The organism is Amycolatopsis sp. NPDC114478, from assembly GCF_055633805.1.
This window is the reverse complement of record NZ_JBVKDO010000001.1, coordinates 108,089-127,401: the sequence shown is the minus strand read 5'-3', so window position 1 is coordinate 127,401 and position 19,313 is coordinate 108,089. Positions and strand designations below refer to the sequence as shown.

Sequence of the window (19,313 nt, the reverse complement as noted above, 5' to 3'; positions counted from 1 at the left end):
GGATGAGAGGTGGGCACGTTGGCCGAAGTGATCAGCGGCATCGACGCCGTCGACGTGCGCTTCCCGACTTCGCTGAGCTTGGACGGGTCGGACGCGATGAACCCCGAGCCCGACTACTCGGCGGCCTACGTGACCATCGGCACGAGCGCCGGTGACGAAGGCTACGGGCTGGCCTTCACCGTGGGCCGCGGCAACGACGTCGAGGTCGCCGCCGTCCGGGCGCTCGTGCCCCTCGTCGTCGGGATGCCGGTGGACGACGCGCTCGCCGACCTCGGCGCGTTCTCCCGCCGGCTGACCGGCGACAGCCAGCTCCGGTGGCTGGGCCCGGACAAGGGCGCGATCCACATGGCCGCGGCGGCGATCGTCAACGCCGCGTGGGACCTGCGGGCCCGCCGCGAAGGCAAGCCGGTCTGGCGCCTGCTGGCCGAGATGCCACCGGAGGAACTGGTCGACCTGGTCGACTTCCGGTACCTGCGGGACGCCCTCACCCGCGAGGAAGCCCTCGACATCCTCCGCCGCGCCGAACCCGGCCGCGCGACCCGCCAGGCCGAACTCCTCGACACCGGTTTTCCCGCCTACACCACGACTCCCGGCTGGCTCGGGTACTCGCCGGAGAAGCTCGCGGCGCTCGCGAAGGAGGCGGTCCAGGACGGGTTCACCCAGATCAAGCTCAAGGTCGGCGCCGACCTCGACGAAGACGTCCGCCGGCTGCGGCTCGCCCGCGAAGTCGTCGGGCCGGACGTCCGGATCGCCATCGACGCCAACCAGGCCTGGGGCGTCGGCCAGGCCATCGAATGGCTGCGACCCCTGTCCGAGTTCGACCCGTACTGGATCGAGGAGCCGACCTCACCCGACGACGTCCTCGGCCACGCCGCCATCCGCCGGGCGGTGGCGCCGATCAAGGTGGCCACCGGCGAGCACACCCACAACGCGGTGATGTTCAAGCAGCTGCTGCAGGCGGAGGCGATCGACGTCCTCCAGCTCGACGCGAGCCGCGTCGCCGGGGTCACCGAAAACATCGCGATCCTGTTGCTGGCCGCGAAGTTCGGCGTCCCGGTGTGCCCGCACGCCGGCGGGGTCGGGCTGTGCGAGATGGTGCAGCACCTGGCGATGTTCGACTTCGTCGCGGTGAGCGGCACCCAGACCGACCGCGTCATCGAGTACGTGGACCACCTGCACGAGCACTTCGTCGACCCGGTCCGCATCGAGCGCGGCCGCTACCTGGCTCCGCGGGAGCCGGGCCTCGGCGCGCGGCTGCACCCGGAATCCATTGCGCGGTACCGGTTCCCCGACGGACCGGTCTGGCAGCGGGATGCGGTGGTGGTCGCGTGACCGGCGGGGAGTTCGACGGCGTCCGGGCCGTCGTGACGGGCGGGGCGTCCGGGATCGGGCTCGCGACGGCGCGGATGCTGTCCCGGCGCGGCGCGCGGGTCGTCTGCCTCGACCTGAACGACGAAGTCGAGGCAACTCTCACCGGGGTGCGGGCCGACGTGGCGGACGACGGTTCGGTGCGAGCCGCGGTCGCCGCCGCGGTCGAGCACCTCGGCGGCCTGGACGTCCTCGTCAACAACGCGGGGATCGGGGCCCAGGGAACGGTCGAGGACAACGACGACGCCGAATGGCACCGCGTCTTCGACGTCAACGTCGTCGGCATGGTGCGCGTGACCCGCGCGGCTCTGCCGCACCTGCGCGCGTCACCCGCGGCGGCGATCGTGAACACCTGCTCGATCGCGGCGACCGCCGGGCTGCCGCAACGGGCGCTCTACAGCGCCACGAAAGGCGCGGTCCTCGCGCTCACCCGCGCGCTGGCCGCCGACCACCTGGCCGAAGGGATCCGCGTCTGCTGCGTGAATCCCGGCACGGCGCACACCCCGTGGATCGACCGGCTGCTGGCCACCGCCGAGGACCCCGAAGCCGAGCTGGCCGCGCTCGCCGCGCGCCAGCCCTCCGGCCGGCTCGTCACCGCCGACGAGGTCGCCGCCGCGATCTGCTACCTGGCCGGCCCGGACTCCGGGGCCACCACCGGCACCGATCTCGCCGTGGACGGCGGTATGTCCGGCCTGCGGCTCCGCCCGAAACCTGTCAACGAGGAGAGGTCATGAAGTTCCAGCACCTGCGCGCCGCCGCTGTCGTCACAGCCGGCGTCCTGACCGCGGCCGCACTGGCCGGCTGCAGCGGCGGCGGCTCGACCGCCGCTTCGGGGGGCAAGACCGTCGTGGGGGTCGACTACCCGCGCTCGGACACCGACTTCTGGAACGCCTACATCAAGTACGTGCCCCAGTTCGCCGGGCAGTTCGGCCTCGACCTCAAGACCACCAACTCGCAGAACGACGTCGCCAACCTGACGGCCAACGTGCAGACGATGATCAGCCAGGGCGTCAAGGGCGTGGTGATGGCACCGCAGGACACCGCGGCGATCATCCCGACCCTGCAACAGCTCGCGGGGAAGAAGATCCCGGTCGTGTCCGTGGACACCCGCCCCGACCAGGGCAACGTCTACATGGTCGTGCGGGCCGACAACCGCGCCTACGGCGAGAAGGCCTGCCAGTTCCTCGGCACCAAGCTCGGCGGCAAGGGCAAGGTCGTCATGCTGCAGGGCGACCTCGCGTCGATCAACGGCCGCGACCGCACGGAAGCCTTCAACGACTGCATGAAGAAGAACTTCCCCGGCATCACGGTCTTCGGCGAGGCCACCAACTGGGACGCCAACACCGCGGCCCAAAAGCTCCAGACGCGGCTGACGGCGAACCCGGACATCAAGGGCGTCTACATGCAGTCCAGTTTCGCGCTGTCCGGCACGCTGCAGCTGCTGAAGCAGCGCGGCCTCGCTGTCCCGGCGAGCGACCCGAAGCACGTCTTCATCGTGTCCAACGACGGCATCCCCGAGGAGCTGGCCAAGATCCGGGCCGGCGAGATGGACGCGACCGTGTCCCAGCCCGCGGACCTGTTCGCCAAGTACGCCCTGCAGTACGTCAAGGACGCGATCGCCGGCAAGACACCGGCGGTGGGCAAGACCGACCACGACAGCACGATCATCCAGGTCCGCGACGGCCTGATGGAGGACCAGCTGGCCGCGCCGCTGGTCACCGCGGACGGTGCCGCGTTCGGGCCGGTGAGCAGCGTCAAGGTCGACGACCAGTCCCTGTGGGGCAACAGCAAGAGCTGAAGCGCCGCGGAGAGGAACCGAACATGAACACCGTGCCGGTCGTCGAGGCCCGTCAGGTGGTCAAGCGCTACGGCGCCACGGTCGCGCTGGACGACGCCGACCTGACCGTCCTACCCGGACAGACGCACGCGCTCGTCGGCCGCAACGGCGCGGGCAAGTCGACCCTGGTGTCCGTCCTCACCGGACTGACCGAGCCGGACGCCGGAACCGTGCGGCTGAACGGGGAACCAACGCCGGCACTGTCCGATCGGGACAGCTGGCGGACGCGGGTGGCGTGCGTGTACCAGCGGTCGACGATCATCCCCGAGCTGTCGGTGGCGGAGAACCTGTTCCTGAACCGGCAGGAGACCCGCGGCGGGTTCGTCCGCTGGGCCGCGCTGCGCCGCTCGGCCACCGAACTGCTCGAGCGCTGGTCGGTGGCCGTCGACGTGCACCGGCCGGCCCGCGAGCTGAGCGTGGAGCAGCGGCAGTTCGTCGAGATCGCGCGGGCCCTGTCGTTCGGCGCCCGGTTCGTCATCCTCGACGAGCCGACCGCGCAGCTCGACGGGGCCGCCATCACCCGGCTGTTCGGCCACATCGCCGAGCTGCAGCGCCAAGGCGTCACGTTCCTGTTCATCAGCCACCACCTGCAGGAGGTGTACGAGATCTGTGACACGGTCACGGTGTACCGGGACGCCCGGCACGTCCTCACCGCGCCGGTCGCCGAGCTGCCGAAGGCGGACCTCATCGCGGCGATGACCGGTGAGAACGCCGTCACGGTGCAGGAGCGGACGTCGTCGGCCCGGTCCGGCCTCGAACCCGTGCTGCGCGTGGACGAGCTGAGCCTGGCGCCGTTCTACGACGGCGTGTCGTTCGACGTCGCGCCCGGGGAGATCGTCGGGCTGGCCGGGTCGGGCGGCAGTGGCAAGACCGAGCTGGCCGAGTCTTTGGCCGGGCTGCGCAGACCCACCTCCGGCACGGTCTCCGTCGGGGACCGGCGGCCGCGGCCCGGCGACGTCCCGGCCGCGCTGGCCGCGGGGGTCGGCTTCGTCCCGGAAGACCGCCACCACCAGGGTTTCGTACCGGAGATGTCCATTGCGGACAACACCACGATGAGCGTCATGGACCGGCTCGGCCCCGGCATCTTCGTCCGGTCCGGCCTGCGCGACCGGGTCGCCGGGAAGCTGATCACGCGGCTGGCGGTGAAGACCCCCGGGCCGGAACTGCCGGTGTCCGCGCTGTCCGGCGGCAACCAGCAGAAGGTCGTCATGGCCCGGGCCCTGGCCGGCGACCCCCGCCTGCTCGTGCTGATCACCCCCACGGCCGGGGTCGACGTGCGGTCGAAGGAGTTCCTCCTGGGCAAGGTCGCGGAGGCCGCCGCGGCGGGCACCGCGGTGCTGATCGCCTCGGACGAACTCGACGACCTGCGCCTGTGCGACCGGCTGCTGGTCGTGGTGCACGGCCGGCTCACCACCGAAATCCCCGCCGGCTGGCAGGACCGCGAGGTCGTGGCCGCCATGGAAGGAGTCGACCTCGATGCCTGAAAGCCCCGTCGCGGTGGACGTCCCGCCGCGGACCGGACCCGGTACCGCCCGGCCGCCCCGGCGCATCGCCCTGGCCCGCCTGCGCGACTTCGCGCTCGTGCCGGGGATCATCGCGATCGCCGTCGTCGGCCAGCTGGTGAACCCGGTGTTCCTCCAGTACGACAACGTGATCAACATCCTGCAGACCATGTCGGAGATCGCGCTGCTGGTGCTGGCCCAGACGATGGTCCTGGTCGTCGGCAAGATGGACCTCTCGCTGGAGTCCACGTTCGGGCTCGCGCCCGGCGTGGCGGCCTGGCTGACGGTCGGCGGCGGGCATTCCCTCGGGCTGCTGCCGTCCTGGACCGCGGTCCCCGTGGTGCTGGCCGTCGGCGTGGTGGTCGGGGCGCTCAACGCGCTGCTGATCGTCCGGTTCGGGCTGAGCGGGTTCGTCGTCACCCTCGGCATGCTGATCGTGCTGCGCGGCCTGCTGACCGGGATCTCCGGCGGTCAGACGTTCTTCGGCCTGCCCGATTCGCTGCTCTACCTCGGCACCACGCTGTGGGCGGGGATCCCGGCGTCGATCTGGGTCTGCGTGCTGTTGTTCGCGGGCGGGATCGTCCTGCTCGGCTACACGCGGTTCGGGCGCAGCCTGTACGCGATCGGCGGGAACGAGGACGCGGCGAAGGCCGCCGGTATCCGGACCGACCGGATCGTGTGGATCGTGCTGATCGGCGCGAGCGTGCTGGCCGCGCTCGGCGGGCTGCTGCTGTCCGGGCGGCTCGCCTCGGTGGCCGCGGCGCAGGGCAACGGCTACATCTTCACGGTGTTCGCCGCGGCGGTGATCGGCGGCGTGAGCCTGAACGGCGGCCGGGGCACGCTGTTCGGGGCGTTCACGGGCATCCTGCTGCTGTACATGATCCAGAACGTACTGACCCTGGCCGGGGTCCCGGCCCAGTGGATCGGCGCGCTGAACGGCGCGATCATCCTCATCGCACTGGTGATGTCCCGCATCACCAGCGGCAAGCGGCAGACCTGACGGCGTCGTCCGAGGTTCTCACGCGCCTGGCCGGCCGTCGAGGTCGCGGAGGTCGGCCAGGTGCGCGCGCAGCCAGCGTTCCGAGGTGTCCACGTGCATCAGCGCGGCCGCGGTGGCGACCGCCGGGTCGCGGTCGGCCAAGGCGTCGTAGATCGCTTTGTGCTGCGACAGCGTGATGTGCGTCGCGCCGCGCTCGACCGTGCCGCGCCAGACCCGGGCGCGCAGGGTCCGCGACGAGATCCCGTCCAGCAACGCCGTGAGGGTCTCGTTGCCCGCGGCGCTGACGACCGCGCGGTGGAAGGCGGCGTCGAGCACCGTGAGGCGCTCGACGTCCTCGATCGCTTCGTGCATCGCGTCCAGCAGCTCGCCCACGTCCCGCAGCTGCGCGTCGGTGATCCGGGTGGCGGCCAGGCCGGTCGCCGCGGGTTCCAGGAGCCGGCGCACCTCGGTCAGTTCCAGGACGCTGCCGTCCCGCATCAGCGCCACCGCGTTGCCGAGGCCTTCCAGAAGCAGGCTCGGCGCGAGGCTGGTGACGTACGTGCCGTCGCCACGGCGGACTTCGAGCACCCGCGCCAGCGCGAGCGCCTTCACCGCCTCCCGCGTGGGGCTGCGGGAGATCCCCAGCTCGGTGGCCAGTTCGTGTTCGGGAGGAAGCTTGGCACCCGCCGGGAACCGGCCGGACCGGACGAACTCCCGGATCCGGTCGATCGCTTCGTCGGTCAGCGACCTCGCCATCGCACTCCTCGTTGCTCGGACTCAACGAGGTCAGCCTAGCATTCGTATGATGTCTCTCTCGAACGAACTGATCGGCGTGCGTGTTCTCCCCTGATTTCAGGGCGAGACGTGTGATGTCTCGATGCCCGCGTTGCGCATCACGTCCTGCGCGGCGGCCGGCCAGTTCCCGTCGGTGACCTGGACGTTGCCGTCGAGGACGTTGTTGTGCGGCGCGCCGGTCGCGACCCGCGTGCTGCCCGTGTTGTACCAGTTGACGGTGAAAGTGCTGTCGTCGGTGTTGTCGGTGCTGCTCGCGTTGGTGAACGCCCAGACCCCGGCGTCCTGGATGACGTTGTTCGCGAGGCGCACGTACCGCGATCCTTCGTCCAGGTACAGGCCGACGGTGTTGTGGTTGTCGTAGATGTAGTTCCGGTCGACGACCGCGCCGGGGTTGGCGGAGAGGTTGTAGATGCTGCCGCCGTCGTGGAAGACCTTCTTCGTGCCGTGCACGAGGTTGTAGCGGACCACGGTGTCCCTCAGCGTGGTCGGCGTCGTGTACACGGGCTGGTAGGCGTACAGGCCGCGGTCGCGGTAGTCCTGGCTGCCGCCGGGGTCGTTGGCGCCCCAGCCCCAGCCGACGTCGATGCCGTCGTAGGCCAGGTCGGACACTTCGTTGTGCTCGATGACGGCGTGGGTGACGTAGGTGCTCAGGATCCCGGCCATGTCCTTGTAGTCCCGCGCCACGTTCGTGACCAGGTTGCCGGTGATGGTGACGTTCCGGTCGGCCAGCGCGGGGTTGCCCGGGTGGTGCGCGTCGGGCTGCACCCCGCCGACGACGATGCCGGAACCGGCGTCGTCGGTGAAGGTGTTGCGCCGCACCGAGATGCCGGACGCGCCGAGGCCGACGCCGCTCGCGTGCGCGTCGGCGTCGTTGCCGATGCCGAGGGCGACCTGGCCCAGGTGGGCGAACGTGTTGCCCTCGAACGCGATGCTGTCCGCGGCGGAGACCTGGACGGCGGCGGGAACCTGGTGCCAGCTGTTGCGCGCCGCCTCGAACAGGGGGCAGCCGACCTGGCACGACGTCAGGAAGTCGGCGGGCTGCGGGAAGGCGGTGGCGAGGAACGCGCCGCTCTGCTGGTCGGCGTAGCCGATCGACGTCCCGGGCTCCAGCCAGGTGGTGTGCTCGAAGCCGAGTCCCCGGAAGGCGAGGTCGCGGACCGGCCGGCCGGGGGTTCCGCTCACCTGGACCAGCGAGGTCAGGCGCGGCAGCTCCACGTCCTTGCCGGCCGGGGACTGTCCCGGCGCGGCCTTGTAGAACAGCTTCCCGGCGGCCGGGTCGAGGTACCACTGCCCGGTCTGCAGGAAGGAGTACGAATTCTCCAGCAGCAGCGTCCCGCCCGCGAACGGACGGGCGAGCGTGTCGTAGCCCCAGTTGTTGTTGTTCCACGCCGGCTGCTGCATGGTGATCGTCGTGCCGGTGATGCTCTGCACCGGGGAGTACCGGTCGGTGAAGGAGTTCTGGCTCTCCACCTCGATCCGGTTCCGGGCGGGCAGGGAAGCCAGGTAGCCCAGCGCCGGGTTTACGATGGTCAGGCCGGTGGCGGTGACCTGGACGTCGGTCCGCGCGATGGTGATCGCCGCCCGGGGAGCCGAAGCGCCGTCTACGTAGAGCTGCCGCGAATCGGCGCCCTTCGGCACGTCGGCGACGAAGACGTTCGCCGCCGGGTCGTGCAGCTTCCACCCGGTCACGGCCTGGCCGCCGGAGAGCACCGGGGTCTGCCCGGGGCGGGCCTGCCAGGTGATGGTGTGGCCGTTGCGGCCGGAGTCCTCGGCGGTGAACTTCAGCGGGGTGCTCAGCCGGTAGGTGCCGCCCGCGAGTTCGACGTGGACGTCCGCGAGCGAGGACAGCGTGCGGGCGAGCTTTTGGGCGTGCTGCAAGGTTTCTCCGCCGTGGGGATTCACCACGATCGTCAACGCGGGGATCCCGGCTGCCTGCGCCGGGACGGCGGTCAGCGCCGTGACGCCGGCGGTGACGGCCAGTGCCGCCAGCGCTTTCTTGACGGGGTGACGCATGCTCGTCCTCCTTGAGGATCGTGCGGGATTCGGGGAGTTCGGTCAGCGGCCTGCGTCACCGTCGTCGAACGGGGTGGCGTAGGACGGCGTGCCGGCGCGTAGGACCATCCGCAGCGTCAACCGGATCCGGCTGGACCGAGGAAGGTCCACCCGCAGCCACGGGCCGTCGAGGTCGGCCGACGCCGACGTCACGACCGGTTCGCCGTGGCCGTAGTCGTAGAGGCCGCCGACCCACGACGGGTCCTCGCACACGCTGTACTCGACGCGGCGGAGGTGGTGCTCGGCGAACGCGCCGGCCTGCACGACCACCGACCGCGGCTCCTGCGGGTCGAGGTTGACCAGCTCGACGACGGTCGCCTCGGGGTCGATGCCGGAAACCAGCGCCGCCACGGACGGCGGCAGGCCCGGCCGCCGCGCCTGCGCGTCGTAGTAGCGGACGCGGGCCTGCTGCAACCCGCCGTTGTAGATGACCTGCGGAGCGCCCCACGTGAGCTGGACGAGGGCTTCGGTGACCACGGGGTTGGACTGCTGCCACAGGTGGATGTCGGCTTCGGGCACGGCCCGGCCGCGGTAGCGCTCCATGCGGGTCAGCCGGTGCCGCACCTGGGCCTGGGCCGCGGCCAGGATGCGTTCGGGGTAGTCCGGGTTGTCGCCCGCGAGGTAGGCGAACCACGGCTCCTCGTGCCCGGCCTCTTCCTTGCTGCGGAACGGCCGCACGGTCCGCCAGTCGTGGCCACCCGCCGCGCGCAGCCGCTCGAGGCGTTCGCGGTCCTCCGGCGCGGCCGTGTGGTGCCACAGCGCGGCCGGGACGCCCATCAGCATCGGGTTGTAGTCGAACCAGCCCCGGTCGTCGTAGCGGAAGGGGACGTGCAATGTCGGCGTGTCCACGTCTTCACGCAACTGCACGGTCCACTTCGTGGCGAGGCTGGAGTCGGCTTCGGTGAACGCCATGACCTTGCCGTGGGCGATCATTTCGTCCAGTGCCGGGCGCACCAGGTCGGTGTACGTGTCGTCGCCCGTGGCGAGCGCGGCGGAGAGGGCGGCGACGACGGCGGCGTGCCCGACGCTGTACCAGCCGTGCGGCCAGGACCAGCCGTAGTGCCCGCCGTACCAGCGGCCCTCCAGCAGTCCGCCGACCGTCCCGTCGGGAGCGACGTTGTCGGGGAGGATGCCGTCGTTGGCCACCGCGCGTTCCCGCCAGGCGCCGACGTACTCGGCGAGCCAGTCGCGGTAGCGCTGCTCGCCGGAGAGCAGCAAGGCGTTGAAGACGAGCCCGGCGGCGGCCAGGTTGACCGCGGTGTCCCCGGTTCCCGTTCGCCGCCGCATCTGCTCGCCCAGCCGCGGGTCGCGGTCGCGCGGGGGCTCTTCGGCGTCCGCGGGCAGCAGCCACGCCAGCGGGAAGCCGTACGTCGCGGCTTCGCGGGGCAACCACGGGTACGAGCCGCCGTCGAAGAGTCCCTCGCGTTCCGGATCGCTGCCGTTGTGCGGACGGCGGATGACGCGGTGCCCGGGGTCGTAGTTGCCGTGGGCCGGGTCGACGTAGAGCTCCGCGAACCGCAGCGCGCGCTCCCGCCACCGCCCGGGCGCGGCCATGCACAGGAAGTACAGCAGCAGCAGGCTTTCGCCCTGGTGGAACCAGTCGTAGCCGCGTTCGTACTCGTCGTGCAGCATGCCCAGCTCGGTCAGCTGCCGGGTGACGCCTTCCCAATGCCGCTCGGACTCGGCGAGCAGGTCGTCGGCGCCGCCGAGCAGGTACAGCTGGGGCCAGTTGAAGAACGTCTCGTAGAAGTCGTCGACGCCGTCGCGGGTGGTGAGCCCGTCGTCGTAGGCCAGCCGTCCGTCCGGGCCGGTGAAGTCGCGGGCGAACCGGCGCCACGCCTGGTCGAGCAGCTCGAGCAGCTCGCGTTGCGCGATCGCCCAGCCCGGTGGTTCGAGCAGGGGTACCGAGGCGGTGATGGCGGGGTACATCGGCTACTCCTTGGTCGCGCCGGCCAGCATCCCCGCGACCAGGAAACGCTGGGAGAACAGGAAGACCACGAGGACGGGCGTGATCGCCAGCAGGGTGGCCAGCGCCAGTTCCGGCCGCTGCACCGCCGCGGTGCCGACCGTCGGGTTGAACTGCGGCACCGAGTTCAGCAGGGTGCCCAGGCCCACCTGGACCGGGAACTGGTCGCTTTCCGGCAACAGGACGTAGGGCAGGAAGTAGTTGGTCCAGTTGGCCACGAAGCTGAAGAAGCCGACGAGGGCGACGATCGGCGCGGCCAGCGGCAGCGCGACGTGGCGGAACACGCCGAACTGCGAGCAGCCGTCGAGCTTCGCTGCGTCGATCAGGTCCCGCGGCACTGCGGTGCTGAAGTAGATGTAGGTCAGGTAGACGCCGAAGGGGTAGAACGAGTACGGCAGGATGATCGACCACATCGAGCCGATCAGGTGCACCGCGTTCACCTCGAGGAACAACGGCACCACGAGGGTCGCGTTCGGCATCAGCATCACCACGAGCGTCGCGACCAGCAGCGTGCGCCGGCCGCGGAACTCGGTCATCGCGAGGGCGTAGCCGGCCGGGATCGCCACGCACAACGTGATCGCGAGCGCCACGAACGAGTACACCGCGGAGTTGCCCAGCCACTGGAAGATCGCGTTGCCCTGGAAGGACGTGAGCGCGTGCCAGTTGTCCGCCAGCGCGGGCCACGACCCGAAGGACAGGGGGTTGCCGTGCACGAGCTGGTCGTCGGTCTTCGTAGCTGCCAGCAGGAGCCAAACCACCGGGAGCACGAAGAAGACGAGGAACAGCACGAGCACCAGGGCCACGAGCGGGTTCGGCAGCCGCCGGCCGCGCCGCTGCCGGGGAGCCGCGCGGCGCACCGGCTCGTCCACTTGCGCGGGTACGCGGATGTCAGTCGGCATCGAAGAACCCCGATCGGGCGACGAACACGCCGGCGACAACCAGCCCGACCACCAGCAGCTCCACCGAGATCGCGGCGGCGGTGTTCACGTTGTTGTTCTGGAAGGCGAAGTCGTAGGACAGCTGGTTGAGGGAGTAGTCGCGGCCCGCCACGCCGACGCTCGCCTGCGACAGCAGCTGCGGTTCGACGAACAGCTGGGTCCCGCCGGCGAACGCCAGGATGACCATGTAGACGATCCACTTGCGCAGCAACGGGATCTGGATGCGCCAGGCCGTCTGCCACGCGCCCGCGCCGTCGATCCGGGCCGCCTCCAGCAGATCGGGCGAAATGTTGTTCAGCGCGCCGTACACCACCACGATCCAGCCACCCGCCCCGGTCCAGAAGGCGATCAGGGTGAACAGGACCGGGAGGTGGTCCGGCGCGACGACCTGGCCGAAGGTGTCGAACCCGAACACGCGCAGCAGCGCGCTCACCGGGCTCACCGACGGGTCCAGCAGGAACAGCCACACCATGACGCTCGCGGCCCCGGCGAGCGCTCCCGGGATGTAGTACAGGAAGCGCAGGGCTTTGCTCGCCGCACTCGAGGTCAGGCGGTGCAGCAGCAGCGCCAGCCCGACGACGAACACCACGAGGGAAACCAGCCAGAACACCAGGTAGAGCGCGACGTGCCCGACGGCGTCGACGTACCGGAAATCGCCGGCCGCGTCCACGAAGTTCGACAGGCCGGCGAAGGTGTCGCCCGCGTCGGTGAAGGCGAAGTACACCGCGTACACCGTGGGAACGACACCGAACGCGATCAGCAGCACGACGTAGGCGGCGACGAACAGGTGCCCGGCCCGCCCCGGCCAGAACCCCCGCCGCCGCGAGGGGGTCCCGGCCGGGCGGACGGTGGTCATTGGCTGACCTCGTACCCGGTGGACTTCGCGTAGTTCGTGATCGCTTTCTGCCAGTCGGGGAGCAGCGAGACGATCGTCTTGCCCGCGGTCAGCCCCGGGGTCACGGTCGCCGCCCAGATCGCCTCCTGGCTGAACTGGCCGTAACCCCAGCCCGGCCACACCTGCGGGGCGGCCGTCTGCAGCGGGCCCGCGATGTCGTCGGCGTAGTACTTGTTCGATGACTGCTTCGCCAGCCAGGTCTTCGCCGCCGCCTTGTGGGCGGGGTACCCGGGTGCGACGTTGCCCTGATAGTCGTCCGAGGTGGTGACCCAGGTGAGGAAGTCGGTGGCGTCCTTGAGGTTGGCGCTGTGGGCGGACAGCAGCCAGGTGCCACCGCCGACGTTGCCGACGGACGGGGCCGGGTCCCCGGCCCACTGCGGCAGCGGGGCCGCGGCGATCTTGCCGGCCGGCGTCTTGAACGACTCCTGGAACACCGAACCGCCGAACCAGGACGGCCCGGGCATCATGAGGACCTTGTCCGCGGAGTTCTTGGCGAAGTCGGAGCTGAACACGCTGCTGGTGGACATCGTCTTGTTCGCGACGAGCGTGTCGAGCAGGGCCGCCATCCGGGTGCACTCCGGGCTGGTGGTGTTCACCTTGACCGACTTCGGGCCGGTGATCTGGTTGGCGCCGCACTTGGAAGCCCAGAGGTAGATCTCCGGGGTGAAGTTGTCGCCGGCCGTGCCCACGAGGTAGCCGGGGTGCTCGGTGGCGACCCGCTGCCCCAGCGCCTGGTACTCCTCCCAGGTTTTCGGCACCTGGTAGCCCCACGACCGCATCAGCGGCGCGTCGTACCAGAGGACGGTCTGGGCGAGGTCGTTGCGCAGGCAGTAGAGCGTGCCCTGGACCGTGCACGGGTCGTTGGCCCCGGTGGTCCAGCCGCTCAGGGTGGCGTCGGGGATCTGCCCCTTGTTCAGCGGCGCCGTGAACCCGGCCGGCACCGCCCAGCTGACCTCGTTGTTCTGCGAGCTGAACACGACGTCCGGCCAGCCGCTGCGGGTGCGGTTGAACAGGCTCACCTTGGTCTGCAGGTAGTTCGAGCCGTTGGCGTCCCCGTCGTAGGTGACGATGTCCAGCGGCACGGACGGGTGCTGCTTCTGGTAGAGCTGGGCCGCGGGCAGCCGCGTGGAATCGACCCAGACGGTGATCTTCCCGCCCGTCTGCGGCACCGGCTGGAACCCGCCCTGGGCGCCGCTGCCGCTCCCGCCGTTGCCGCAGGCCGTGACCGCGGCGAGGACGGCCGCGACGCCGAGGACCAGCCCCGCGTACCGCTTGCGGCGCCCCGACGATCCGCTGACTCCGGTGGCTCGCACATGAACTGTCATGAGGAACTCCACTTCATCGTGGCACCCGCAGGTCGCACCTGACGAGGCGACGGCACGTCGTATGTGTCGTACACATTGCTGCGAGCGGCCTCTATCGGGACCCATCACAGCTGGCCGAGACGTCTTCGTCAAGAGTTCTGGTGCGGGAAAATAAGTACTACACATTGTTGCCGGGGTCGGGCAGATGTAGGGTTCACGGCACCGAGCCGCGGACGAAGGAGACAACCGGGTGGACGAGACGCACGAGCCCGGGCCGCCCCAGGAGGCCGCCTACCGGCCGGGGTACGAACGCGTCGCCGAGCAGATCCTCACGCTGATCGCCGAGCTGCGGCTGCGGGCCGGCGACCGCATGCCGACGGAGAACGAGCTCGCCGCCCGGCTCGGTGCTTCGCGGACCGTGGTGCGCGAGGCGATCAAGATCCTGTCCGCCATCGGACGGGTGCGCGCCCAGAAGGGGCGCGGCCTCTACGTGGCCGACGACGAGGGGATGCTCGGCTCGGCCCGGTGGTCGGGCTTCTTCCTGCCGACCGATCTGGACCACGTCTACATGCTGTTCGAGTTCCGCCGCGTCCAGGAGATGACCGCGAGCAGGCTGGCCGCCACCCGGGCCACCCCGGTCGAGCTCCGCGCGATCGAGGCGGCCGCGGAAACCTGCCGTCAGGGGCACTTGACCGGCGAAGCGCCGCTGTTCGACCGCGGGGACGAAGACTTCCACCTCGGGATCGCCGCGGCGTCCCACAACCAGTTCCTCCTGGCCGCCGTGCGCGAAGTCCGGCGCCTGCAGCACCAGTCCAGCACGATCGGCCTCCACGGCACGGTCGGCGGGCACGCCGCGGAGGCGGTCGAAGAGCACGCGGCGATCTACGCGGCCATCCGGGACGGCGACCCGGAAGCGGCCGCCGAGGCCGCCGCGGTGCACCTGGACAACACGCTGGAGGACTACCGCCGCGAAATCCAGCGACGCGTTTTCGGCTGACGCGATCACCTGACCGGCTGCTCTGTTCGGACCACCGGCGTATCCCCGCACCGGGCCGGTGCTTCCTCACCCACGGCGCAACACGGCTGCGCCGCGCGCTGCCGCCGGTCGCCTCCCTGATCCGCACCCGGACGCCGGGGTACGTGCTGCTGGAACCGGAAAAGGTCGACGTGGTCCGGTTTCGCCGGTTGGCCCGGGACGGGCACGCGGCAGTGGCGGACGCACTGCACGCGCTCCGGCGAGCCCGGCACGAGCTGGTCGAGCAGGCCGGCGTCGACCCCTCTCCCGCGCTGACCGATCTCCAGCGCCGCATCCTCGCGCACGATCCCCGGCTGCTCGCGCCCTCAGGCCGGTTCCGCCGCACGGCGCCCCGGTGGGGGCGAGAGCCGGAACACCGGCCAGCCGATCTCGGTCCGCCAGGTCGCCGGGTCCGGGTCGTCGCGCGGGCCGGCGAGGTACGTCTCGTGCACGGGGCCGGCCACGGTGAGGGCGTGCTCGACCACCCAGGCGCCGAGCCGGCCGTAGGTGACGTCGATGTCGTGGTGGGGCCCGGGGTGGACGACGACGGCGAGTTCGGCGGCCGGGAGGTGCACGGGCCGCACCCGGCCGCGCGACGGCGGATCGCCGACGGGCCGGTGGACGAGGACCGCGCCCCGGCCGCCGGTGAACAGCTCGTTGGCGTAGCGGCCACCCGGCGGGCCGAGCGACGGCAGGCCGGCGACCGCGGCGTCGAGCTCGGCCATCGCCTCGGCGTACCAGACCAGCACGTCGTCGTGGTCGACGACACCCTCGACGGCGGCGACCGTCTTCGCCGGCACCGAGCGGAGCTCGACGTGAAGCTCGTCGTCGCCGGGACGCAGCAACCGCCGCAGCGAGACCACCGCGGCCCGGGTCCGTTCCAGTTCCGCCTCCAGCCGCCGCAGGTGCCCGCCGGCCAGGTCCGCCCGCTCCGCCGCGTCCTCGGTCGCGAGGATCTTGGCCACGTCGGCCAGCGGCACGTCCAGCTCCCGCAGCCGGTGGATGACCTGGGCGGTGGGGATCTGGTCGGCGGTGTAGTACCGGTAGCCGCTGGCGGGGTCGACCGAGGCGGGCTCCAGCAACCCGGACTCGTGGTACCGGCGCAGGGGCCGCACGCTCAGGTGCGTCAGCTGCGCGAAGTCGCCGATCGTCAATCCACGGAACACTCCCCCACTGTGCACCGCTTGACCCTCTCCCCGGGAGAGACCCCACGGTGGTCGTCATGAGTGAAGCGATCGACACCCACGAGCTGCCCGCGGTGATCACCGGCTACCTGACCGCCCACCAGGCCCGCGACCTGGACCCGGCACTGGCTTGCTACACCGAGGACGCCGTCGTCACCGACGAGGGCCGGACCCACCGCGGCAAGCAGGAGATCCGCGACTGGCTCGCCCGGGCAGCGAGCCAGTACACCTACACCACGACGCTCGTCGCGGCCCACCGCGTCGACGACGAGCACTACGTGGCTGTGCACCACCTCGAGGGCGACTTCCCCGGCGGAGTCGTCGATCTGCGGTTCCGGTTCACCCTGGAGGGTGATCGCATCGCCGAGCTGGTGATCGAGCCGTGACCACCTGACGAGCGAAGCCGCTCCGGTGCTCGCGGACGTCAGCTGTTTCCGCCGGCCGGATCGGCCAGCTCGAGAATCCACCCGCTCCAAGCCGTGTCGGCGCGTCGCCCCGGTAGGCCCAGCGCTGTCTTTCCGACGCCCGCCGTGCCGCAAACCGCGATGACGGCACTCGCGTCCGGGTCCTCGGCGGCGACGTCGAGTGCCGCGAGCTCGTCCTGACGGCCGATGAACCCCGGCACCGCGGGCGGCAGCTGAGCGGGCCTCGCGGGTCGGGACGCCGCGGAGGTCGGCGAACCGCCGGAGTGGCCTGTTAAGCGCACGCCGGGAGAAGCGTAACTCCACGCGGTTCTGGTAACGCGCCCGTGTTCCGGGCGAAACCGTCCGGAAATCGTTCGCCGGTGCACTGATCGGCATGAACTTCGAGCTCGACGGCCTGCACCGGCCGGTGATCGTGGTCGGCGGTGGCCAGGCGGGACTGTCGATGTCCCACTGCCTCACCACCGCCGGAGTCGGGCACCTGGTGCTCGAACGCGAGCGCGCGGGGCACGAATGGCGGACCCGCCGCTGGGACAGTTTCTGCCTGGTCACGCCGAACTGGCAATGCCGGCTGCCCGGGTTCCCCTACTCGGGCGACGATCCGGACGGGTTCATGGTCCGCGACGAGATCGTCGCCTACCTCGAGTCGTACGTGAAGGACTTCGACGTCCCGCTGCACGAGGGTGTCGAGGCGACGCGGCTGCGGCAGCTGCCCGGCGGCGGCTTCCGGCTGACGACGTCGGCCGGGGAACTGACCGCCGACCACGTCGTGCTGGCCACCGGCCCGTACCAGGTGCCGCTGAAGCCGCGGCTGGCCGAGCGGCTGCCCGAGCACGTCGTCCAGCTGCACTCGGCCGAGTACCGCAACCCCGCTCAGCTGCCCGAGGGGGACGTCCTCGTCGTCGGCACCGGGCAGTCCGGCTGCCAGATCGCCGAGGACCTGCACCTCGCCGGACGCCGCGTGCACCTCGCCGTCGGGTCGGCGCCGCGGGTGGCCCGGCGCTACCGCGGCCGGGACGTCGTCGCTTGGCTCGACGAGATGGGTTACTACGCAAGGGGAATCGACGAGTTCGCCGACGCGGACGCCGTCCGGTTCCGCGCGAACCACTACGTGACCGGCCGCGACGGCGGGCACGACATCGACCTGCGCGCCTTCGCCACCGAAGGGATGCAGCTCTACGGCCGGCTCAAGAACGTCCGAAGTGGACAGCTGCAGTTCGCCGACGACCTGCGCCGCAACCTCGACGCGGCCGACACGGTGTCCGAAGGCATCAAGGACTCGATCGACGCCTTCATCGCCCAGCGCGGCATCGCGGCGCCCCGCGAGGAACGGTACAAGCCGGTCTGGGAGCCGGAGGGCGGCCCGCGCGCCCTCGACGTGGAAGCGCTTTCGGCCGTCGTCTGGAGCACCGGGTTCGGCCGGGACCACCGGTGGATCGACGTCCCGGTGTTCGACGGCAAGGGCTACCCGACGCACCACCGCGGCGTCACCAGCTGCCCCGGCCTGTACTTCCTCGGCCTGCCGTGGCAGCACACCTGGGGCTCCGGCCGGTTCTGCGGTGTCGCGGCGGACGCGGAGTACCTGGCTCGGCGGATCACCGGCGGCGGCCGCGGGGACGTCCGGTGGCTCTCCGGCACGCCGGTGAGCACCTACCCGGCCGACGACGACTGGGTCGCCCCGCGGACGGTGGCGTGATGCGCTGGACGAACGACGCCCACCGGCACCTGGGCGTGCTGCCGGCGTACCCGTTCTACGGCGGACCGCCGGTCGCGCCCGCGATCGGCAGCCGCGCGACGATCGGCGAGCTGCTGTCCGATTTGGACCGTGAAGGCACCGAACGCGCGCTGGTGATCCCGAACTACGGCGTGCCGGACCCGGCGATCGCGTTCTCCTTCAACGAACTCTGCGTCGAGGCGGCGGGCAAGGACGACCGGATCAGTGCGGCGCTGTGGGTGTCCCCGCGGGCCGAAGACGCCGACCGGACCGATGACGCGCTGAAGCTGGCGGGTGAGGACGGCGTGCGAGCCCTGAAACTCAGCTTCCTGCTGGGCGGCAAGGCATCCGACCCCACCTGCCGGCCGCAGCTCGACAAGATCTTCGCCACGGCGAGGGAGCACGACCTCGTCGTGCACGTCCACACCTCGCCCGGAGCGGCGTCGGACATCGACGAGGTCGGCAAGCTCGTCGACGCGTACGCCGACGACGTCAAGCTGCACCTCGTCCACTTCGGCGGCGGGATGAGCGGGCACATCAAGCTCGTCGGCGGCCGCTTCTTCGACTGGATCGCCGCCGGCAAGCAGGTCTACACCGACCTGTCCTGGGCGATCGGCTTCACCCCGCGCTGGCTCGTCGACGAGATCTCGCGCCGGGGCCTCGGCCACGACCGCGTGCTGTTCGCCTCCGACCAGCCGTGGGGCGATCACGAGGGTGAACTCGCCAAGCTGGCCGCCGCGGCCGGCGACGGCGAGCTCGCCGACCTGGTTTTCCGCGGCACGTTCGACGTGCTGTACGGACCGAAGAAAGGGAAATAGACCGATGGCAGAGCTGACCGAAACCGAGAAGACCAGCCTCGACGAGATCCCGCACCCGTCGCTGCCGCAGGGGTCCAACCTGTACGGCGGGACCAAGGTCTTCCCGGACTACCAGGCCGAACCCGGCCAGAGCTACTTCACGCTCGTGCACGGCATCGCGCACGAGTCGTCGGTGAGCTTCGTCGCGATCCTGCAGGCCACCCGCGCGCTGCGGAAGGGCTTCGAAGCCGCGATCTACTTCTACGGCCCGGGTTCGCTGAACTGCCTGGCCACGCGCGGCTTCCCGACCACCGGCAACGCCGCGTTCCCGGGTGAGCTGAACATCAACGACCAGCTCAAGACGTTCATCAGCGAGGGCGGCAAGGCCTACTGCTGCCGGTTCGGCCTGTCGCTGCACGGCGCGCGCGAGGAGGACCTCATCGAGGGCGTCATCCCGACGCACCCGCTGGACGTCCAGGACGCGCTGATCCACTACGCGCGCAAGGGCGCCATCATCAACTCCACCTACATGTTCTAGGAGCGGT

Annotated in this window: 18 protein-coding genes; 10 read left to right on the top strand and 8 right to left on the bottom strand. The window is 70.8% G+C overall.

The window, feature by feature from the left end; genetic code table 11:
* Positions 1–9: 9 nt before the first annotated feature.
* From ACZ7OH_RS00610 to ACZ7OH_RS00590, 5 genes are read left to right on the top strand one after another with little or no spacing between them, the layout of a single operon-like run.
* Positions 10–1,332, top strand: coding sequence for an enolase C-terminal domain-like protein (locus ACZ7OH_RS00610; RefSeq protein ID WP_470278922.1), 1,323 nt, complete (start codon positions 10–12; stop codon positions 1,330–1,332).
* A complete protein-coding gene (locus tag ACZ7OH_RS00605) occupies positions 1,329–2,102 on the top strand; it encodes an SDR family NAD(P)-dependent oxidoreductase (protein WP_470278921.1) in 774 nt (257 codons plus the stop codon). Before ACZ7OH_RS00610 ends, ACZ7OH_RS00605 begins: the two co-directional genes overlap by 4 nt.
* On the top strand, positions 2,099–3,166 hold the full coding sequence (locus ACZ7OH_RS00600; protein ID WP_470278920.1) for a sugar ABC transporter substrate-binding protein: 1,068 nt from the start codon (positions 2,099–2,101) through the stop codon (positions 3,164–3,166). The genes ACZ7OH_RS00605 and ACZ7OH_RS00600 overlap by 4 nt, the downstream gene beginning before the upstream one ends.
* A gap of 23 nt (positions 3,167–3,189) precedes the next feature.
* A complete protein-coding gene (locus ACZ7OH_RS00595) occupies positions 3,190–4,689 on the top strand; it encodes a sugar ABC transporter ATP-binding protein (RefSeq protein ID WP_470278919.1) in 1,500 nt (499 codons plus the stop codon).
* A complete protein-coding gene (locus ACZ7OH_RS00590) occupies positions 4,682–5,707 on the top strand; it encodes an ABC transporter permease (RefSeq protein WP_400908624.1) in 1,026 nt (341 codons plus the stop codon). The genes ACZ7OH_RS00595 and ACZ7OH_RS00590 overlap by 8 nt, the downstream gene beginning before the upstream one ends.
* 18 nt (positions 5,708–5,725) lie before the next feature.
* Here the strand turns inward: ACZ7OH_RS00590 and ACZ7OH_RS00585 are convergent, their stop codons facing one another.
* The 6 genes from ACZ7OH_RS00585 to ACZ7OH_RS00560 all read right to left on the bottom strand — a co-directional run bounded on the left by ACZ7OH_RS00585 (position 5,726) and on the right by ACZ7OH_RS00560 (position 13,657).
* Positions 5,726–6,442: a FadR/GntR family transcriptional regulator gene (locus ACZ7OH_RS00585; RefSeq protein ID WP_470278918.1), complete on the bottom strand. Its 717-nt coding sequence runs from the start codon at positions 6,440–6,442 to the stop codon at positions 5,726–5,728.
* A 96-nt stretch (positions 6,443–6,538) separates the two neighbouring features.
* Positions 6,539–8,494, bottom strand: a complete 1,956-nt coding sequence (locus tag ACZ7OH_RS00580; RefSeq protein ID WP_470278917.1) for a right-handed parallel beta-helix repeat-containing protein — start codon at positions 8,492–8,494, stop codon at positions 6,539–6,541.
* 42 nt (positions 8,495–8,536) lie between these two features.
* Entirely contained in the window at positions 8,537–10,462 is a 1,926-nt protein-coding gene (locus ACZ7OH_RS00575) for a DUF8034 domain-containing protein (RefSeq protein WP_470278916.1), read from the bottom strand.
* A 3-nt stretch (positions 10,463–10,465) separates the two neighbouring features.
* On the bottom strand, positions 10,466–11,398 hold the full coding sequence (locus ACZ7OH_RS00570) for a carbohydrate ABC transporter permease (RefSeq protein WP_470278915.1): 933 nt from the start codon (positions 11,396–11,398) through the stop codon (positions 10,466–10,468).
* Complete coding sequence (locus ACZ7OH_RS00565) at positions 11,388–12,293, bottom strand: carbohydrate ABC transporter permease (protein WP_470278914.1); 906 nt, start codon at positions 12,291–12,293, stop codon at positions 11,388–11,390. The genes ACZ7OH_RS00570 and ACZ7OH_RS00565 overlap by 11 nt, the downstream gene beginning before the upstream one ends.
* A complete protein-coding gene (locus tag ACZ7OH_RS00560; protein ID WP_470278913.1) occupies positions 12,290–13,657 on the bottom strand; it encodes a type 2 periplasmic-binding domain-containing protein in 1,368 nt (455 codons plus the stop codon). The genes ACZ7OH_RS00565 and ACZ7OH_RS00560 overlap by 4 nt, the downstream gene beginning before the upstream one ends.
* Before the next feature lie 229 nt (positions 13,658–13,886).
* Between ACZ7OH_RS00560 and ACZ7OH_RS00555 the strand changes: the two genes are divergently transcribed.
* Positions 13,887–14,633 carry a FadR/GntR family transcriptional regulator gene (locus ACZ7OH_RS00555; RefSeq protein WP_470278912.1) on the top strand — a complete coding sequence of 249 codons (747 nt, stop codon included), beginning with the start codon at positions 13,887–13,889 and terminating at the stop codon, positions 14,631–14,633.
* A gap of 344 nt (positions 14,634–14,977) precedes the next feature.
* Here ACZ7OH_RS00555 and ACZ7OH_RS00550 read toward each other — a convergent pair whose 3' ends face one another.
* A complete protein-coding gene (locus ACZ7OH_RS00550) occupies positions 14,978–15,817 on the bottom strand; it encodes a MerR family transcriptional regulator (RefSeq protein WP_470278911.1) in 840 nt (279 codons plus the stop codon).
* Positions 15,818–15,873: 56 nt separating this feature from the next.
* On the opposite strand from ACZ7OH_RS00550, the gene ACZ7OH_RS00545 reads away from it, so the two are divergent.
* Complete coding sequence (locus ACZ7OH_RS00545) at positions 15,874–16,221, top strand: nuclear transport factor 2 family protein (RefSeq protein ID WP_470278910.1); 348 nt, start codon at positions 15,874–15,876, stop codon at positions 16,219–16,221.
* A gap of 38 nt (positions 16,222–16,259) precedes the next feature.
* Here the strand turns inward: ACZ7OH_RS00545 and ACZ7OH_RS00540 are convergent, their stop codons facing one another.
* A complete protein-coding gene (locus ACZ7OH_RS00540; protein WP_470278909.1) occupies positions 16,260–16,460 on the bottom strand; it encodes a hypothetical protein in 201 nt (66 codons plus the stop codon).
* A gap of 173 nt (positions 16,461–16,633) precedes the next feature.
* On the opposite strand from ACZ7OH_RS00540, the gene ACZ7OH_RS00535 reads away from it, so the two are divergent.
* Genes ACZ7OH_RS00535 through ACZ7OH_RS00525 form a run of 3 tightly spaced genes read left to right on the top strand, consistent with a single transcriptional unit; the run spans position 16,634 to position 19,306 of the window.
* Positions 16,634–17,953 carry an MSMEG_0569 family flavin-dependent oxidoreductase gene (locus ACZ7OH_RS00535; protein ID WP_470278908.1) on the top strand — a complete coding sequence of 440 codons (1,320 nt, stop codon included), beginning with the start codon at positions 16,634–16,636 and terminating at the stop codon, positions 17,951–17,953.
* Complete coding sequence (locus ACZ7OH_RS00530; RefSeq protein WP_470278907.1) at positions 17,953–18,789, top strand: amidohydrolase family protein; 837 nt, start codon at positions 17,953–17,955, stop codon at positions 18,787–18,789. Before ACZ7OH_RS00535 ends, ACZ7OH_RS00530 begins: the two co-directional genes overlap by 1 nt.
* Positions 18,790–18,793: 4 nt before the next feature.
* Positions 18,794–19,306 (top strand): MSMEG_0572/Sll0783 family nitrogen starvation response protein, encoded by a 513-nt coding sequence (locus tag ACZ7OH_RS00525; protein ID WP_003073383.1) that lies wholly within the window; start codon positions 18,794–18,796, stop codon positions 19,304–19,306.
* Positions 19,307–19,313: the final 7 nt, after the last annotated feature.